Annotated in this window: 5 protein-coding genes; 3 read left to right on the plus strand and 2 right to left on the minus strand. The window is 71.5% G+C overall.

The genetic code is table 11. The features are described from left to right. The first annotated feature begins 77 nt into the window (after positions 1 to 77). A complete protein-coding gene (locus ITP53_RS53995) occupies positions 78 to 761 on the plus strand; it encodes a response regulator (protein ID WP_207757717.1) in 684 nt (227 codons plus the stop codon). Between the two features lie 96 nt (positions 762 to 857). Here the strand turns inward: ITP53_RS53995 and secY are convergent, their stop codons facing one another. Continuing rightward, positions 858 to 2,147, minus strand: a complete 1,290-nt coding sequence (gene secY / locus ITP53_RS54000) for a preprotein translocase subunit SecY (RefSeq protein WP_195903249.1) — start codon at positions 2,145 to 2,147, stop codon at positions 858 to 860. A 96-nt stretch (positions 2,148 to 2,243) separates the two neighbouring features. Between secY and ITP53_RS54005 the strand changes: the two genes are divergently transcribed. Then, positions 2,244 to 2,822: an AAA family ATPase gene (locus tag ITP53_RS54005; RefSeq protein WP_195903250.1), complete on the plus strand. Its 579-nt coding sequence runs from the start codon at positions 2,244 to 2,246 to the stop codon at positions 2,820 to 2,822. Here ITP53_RS54005 and ITP53_RS54010 read toward each other — a convergent pair. After that, positions 2,807 to 3,586, minus strand: a complete 780-nt coding sequence (locus tag ITP53_RS54010; protein WP_328818827.1) for a putative hydro-lyase — start codon at positions 3,584 to 3,586, stop codon at positions 2,807 to 2,809. The genes ITP53_RS54005 and ITP53_RS54010 overlap by 16 nt on opposite strands. 159 nt (positions 3,587 to 3,745) lie before the next feature. On the opposite strand from ITP53_RS54010, the gene ITP53_RS54015 reads away from it, so the two are divergent. Then, a partial coding sequence (locus tag ITP53_RS54015) for a MoxR family ATPase (protein ID WP_328818829.1) occupies positions 3,746 to 4,426 on the plus strand: 681 nt, incomplete at its 3' end.

Consider the following 4,426-nt stretch of genomic DNA (forward strand, 5'->3'; position numbering starts at 1 on the left):
GTGGGTGGGCGCTTCAGTGCCGGGCCGCGTGAGGGTGGCGGTTTCCGGGTCGTCGCCAGGTTCCCGCTGGTCGCGGTATGACGGCCGGGGACGGTGCCGCGCCGGGGGGCGTGATCAGGGTGGCGATCGCCGACGATCAGGCGGTCGTGCGGATGGGGCTGCGGGCCTTGCTGGAGCGCGAGCCAGGCATGGAGTGTGTGGGCGAGGCGGCCGACGGCACGGCCGCGCTCGCGCTGATGCGCCGCACCCGTCCCGACGTCCTCCTGCTGGACATCAGGATGCCGGGCATGGACGGCCTGGCCACGTTGCGGGCCATCGCCGAGGACCCCGCGCTGCGGAGAGCCAGGATCGTCGTGGTGACCACGTTCGCCGTGGACGAGTACGTCTTCGCCGCCCTCCAGGCCGGAGCCAGCGGGTTCGTGCTCAAGGACGGCGCGCCCGACGAGCTGGTCAGCGCCGTGCGTGTGGTGGCGGCCGGGGAGGCGTTGTTGTCACCGGCGATCACCAGGAAGGTCATCGGCCTGTTCGGGCGGCACGGCACCGAGCCGGTCGAAGGGCTTGAGACGCTCACCCCTCGCGAGCGGGAGATGGCGGCGTGGGTGGCCACCGGCCGGTCGAACGAGGAGATCGCGAAGGAGCTGGTGATCAGCCCGGACACCGTGCGGACCCATGTCAGCCGGGCCATGGTGAAGCTGCGCGCCCGGGATCGGGCCCAGCTCGTGGTGTTCGCCATGCGAGCCGGCCTCACGATTCCCACATGACCCGCCGTCACCCACGGACCGGCCTCACGAATGACCGGCCGTCACCCACGGACCGGCCTCACGGTGCCCACGTGACCGGCCGCCACGTGAGGGCCGTCATCTGAGGAAGCCCTCGTAGTTGCGTTGCTGGAGCCGTGCCTCGATCTGCTTGACGGTGTCCAGGCCGACCCCGACCATGATCAGCACGCTGGTCCCGCCGAACGGGAAGTTCTGCTGCGTACCCGGATCTCGCAGGATCGCGAACGCCACCAGCGGCAGCAGCGCCAGCACGGCCAGATAGAGCGCGCCGGGCGCGGTCAGCCGGGACAGCACGTACGCCAGGTACGTAGCCGTCGGCCGGCCGGGCCGCAGCCCAGGAACGAACCCCCCGAAGCGCCGCATGTTGTCCGCCACCTCCACCGGGTCGAACGTGATCGACACGTAGAAGTAGGCGAATCCCGCGATCAGCAGCACGTACACCGTCATGTAGAACGGATCCGTCCCCGAGGTCAGGTGGCGCGCGACCCACGCCTGCGCCGTGTCCCCCAGCAGTGGGGTCACGAGCGTCGGCAGGTAGAGCATTGACGTGGTGAAGATGACCGGCACGATCCCCGCCTGGTTCACCTTCATCGGGATGTACGTGCTGCTCCCGCCGTACATGCGCCGCCCCACCATGCGCTTGGCGTACCGCACCGGGATCCGCCGCTGGGCCTGCTCGACGAACACCACGGCCGCCACCAGGAACAGCCCGGCCACGAGCATCACCACGAACCCGACCGGGCTTATCACGAAAATGTTGGACATGTAGGAGGGGAACACGGCCACGACCTGCGTGAACATCAGGATCGACATGCCGTTCCCGATCCCCCGGTCGGTGATCAGCTCGCCCAGCCACATGACCACGCACGCCCCCGCCACCATGGTCAGCACGATCACCGTCACCGACAGCAGCCCCTCGTCCCGCAGCAGCGGCCGCCCGCACCCGGGCAGCAGTTGCCCGGTCCTGGCCAGCACCACCACCGTGCCGGCGTTCAGCACGGCGAGCCCGACGGTCAGGTAGCGCGTGTACTGGGTGATCTTCGCCTGCCCCGAGTGCCCTTCCTTCCTGAGCACGGCCAGGCGCGGCACCATCACGGCGAACAACTGCATGACGATGCTGGCGGTGATGTACGGCATCACGCCGAGCGCGAACACCGACAACCGCAGCATCGCGCCCCCGCTGAGCAGTTGCACCATGTCGAACACCCCGCCCTGGGCCGACCCCACGCACTCCCGCACCGCCACCACGTCCACGCCGGGCGACGGCATGACCTGCCCCAGCCGGAACAGCCCGATGAGGCCCAAGGTGAACAGCAGTCTCCTGCGCAAATCCGGGGTGCGGAACACCCTCGTCAAGACGGTCAGCATGGGCAAGGAGTCTGGCCGCGCGGGTGCGCGAGGTCGTCCGCTGAGACGAGGCACCCGTGTACGCGAATCCGCGTACGCGCTGGCTACGTTGATCGCATGAGCACTGTCTGGGTCGTCAGCGGCCCGCCGGGCGCCGGCAAGTCCACGGTCGCCGCCGCCCTCCTGGCCCGCCTGTCCCCCGTCCCCGCCCTGCTCGACAAGGACACCGTGTACGGCGACTTCGTGGCGCAGGTCCTGCGCGGGCACGGCAGGCCGGACGGCGAACGCGAGGGCCCCTGGTACGACGAGCACGTCAAGCGCCACGAGTACGCCGGCCTGACCAGGACCGCCAGGCAGATCCGCGAGCACGGCTGCCCGGTGCTGCTCGACGGCCCGTTCACGAGCCAGGTCCACTCACCGGAGCTCTGGACGCGATGGGTGGCGGACCTGGGCGGGCCGCCGGTGCGACTGCTGTGGGTCCGCTCGGACGGCCCCACCCTGCGCGACCGCCTGACCGCCAGGGGATTCGGACGGGACGCGGGCAAGCTGGCGGCGTTCGAGGACTATCTGAGGAACATCCGGGTGGACGAGCCGCCGGTCGTACCGCACCTGGAGATCGACAACCGCCGCGCCGCGCCGCCCGTCGCGGCGCAGCTCACGGCGGCTGGGGTGCCGCCCCGTCAGGGCACGCGGTAGTCGTCGTCGCGGACGTCCATGATCGCCATGTGGCCCGGCAGGTGGCCGATCGCGTACTCGACGCCGCTGGCCATGATCGCCGCCTGCGGCGTCACCCCGCACGCCCAGAACAGCGGCACCTCGCCGTCCCGCACCTCCACCGGGTCGCCGAAGTCGGGACTGGCCAGGTCACGGATGCCGATCACGGTGGGTTCGCCGATGTGCACCGGCGACCCGTGCACCATCGGATACCGGCCGCTCACCTGGACCGCCGTCCGCACCAGCCGCGCGGGCACCGGCCGCATGGACACGACCAGCGGCCCGGACAACCGGCCCGCGGCCTCGCACGGGACGCTGGTGCGATACATCGGCACGTTCGTCCCCTGCTCCAGGTGCCGCACCGGCACCCCGGCCGCGAGCAGCGCCCGCTCGAAGGTGAAGCTGCACCCGATGAGGAACGGCACCAGGTCCTCGCGCCACTCCCCCACCACCTCACCGAGGTCGGCGACCGCCGCGCCGTCCCGGTAGAGCCGGTATCCGGGCAGGTCCGTACGCAGGTCGCCGGTGAACAACGCGGTCGACCACGTCCCCGGCTCCCCCACGTCCAGCACCGGGCACGCCCGGGGATTGTGGTGGGCGAACAACAGCAGGTCGTACCGTAGCGACTTCGGCACGGCGATCAGGTTGGCCTGCGTCCAGCCCCGGCACCAGCCGGCGGTGGGCACCCGCGCGCCGCCGCGGAAGCGCTGCCGCGCCTGCGCCGGGCTCAGATCGGCGACGTCCACACTTTGACAGTACGCCTGTCCGGCGCCCTGACCAGGCTCAGCAGCGGATCAGACGGAGCCGACCGCTGCCCGCCCCGCGCCTGAGATTTGACAAGCCTCCTGGCGTCAACTTACGTTGACCCCGCTGAAGTCAATCAAAGTTGACGCGAGGAGGTTTACGTGGATGCGTTGTCCGTGGCGGTGGCGGCCGGGTTGCCGGTGATCCTTTGGGGCGCGCCCGGGACCGGGAAGACGTCGGCCGTGCTGGCCCTCGGGGCCCGGCTCGGACTGCCCGTCGAGGTGGTGGTGGGCTCGATCAGGGAGCCGAGCGACTTCGCCGGGTTGCCGGTGCTGCGCGACGGAGGCACCTGGTTCGCGCCGCCCCGGTGGGCGGAACGGCTGGCGGCGGCCGGGTCGGGGATCCTCTTCCTGGACGAGCTGACCACCGCGCCGCCCGCCGTACAGGCCGCGATGCTGCGGGTGGTGCTGGAGCGGGCCGTCGGCGACCTGACGCTGCCGCCGTCGGTGCGGATCGTGGCCGCGGCGAACCCATCCGAGCAGGCCGCCGACGGGTGGGACCTGTCGGCGCCGCTGGCGAACCGGCTGATCCACCTGGACTGGACGGTCAGCGCGGCCTCGGTGGCCGAGGGGTTCACCGGCGGCTTCCCCGTGCCGGACGCGGCCGGTCCCGCGCCTTCCGCCGCCGCGGTGGGGCGGGCGCGGGCGCTGGTGGGGGCCTTTCTGCGGGTACGACCCGAGCTGGTCCTCGCCGTACCCGACGGGCCCGCCCGTGCCTGGCCCAGCCCTCGTACGTGGGAGCTGACCGCCACCGCCCTCGCCTGCACCTCAGCCCTGCCACCC

The sequence above is a fragment of the Nonomuraea cypriaca genome (genome assembly GCF_015645445.1).
GTDB lineage: Bacteria > Actinomycetota > Actinomycetes > Streptosporangiales > Streptosporangiaceae > Nonomuraea > Nonomuraea cypriaca.

Bases quoted from the DNA above. Each gene is read 5' to 3' on its own strand.
- secY (WP_195903249.1), bottom strand. From the start codon at position 2,147: ATGCTGACCGTCTTGACGAGGGTGTTCCGCACCCCGGATTTGCGCAGG.
- ITP53_RS54005 (WP_195903250.1), top strand. From the start codon at position 2,244: ATGAGCACTGTCTGGGTCGTCAGCGGCCCGCCGGGCGCCGGCAAGTCC.
- ITP53_RS53995 (WP_207757717.1), top strand. From the start codon at position 78: ATGACGGCCGGGGACGGTGCCGCGCCGGGGGGCGTGATCAGGGTGGCG.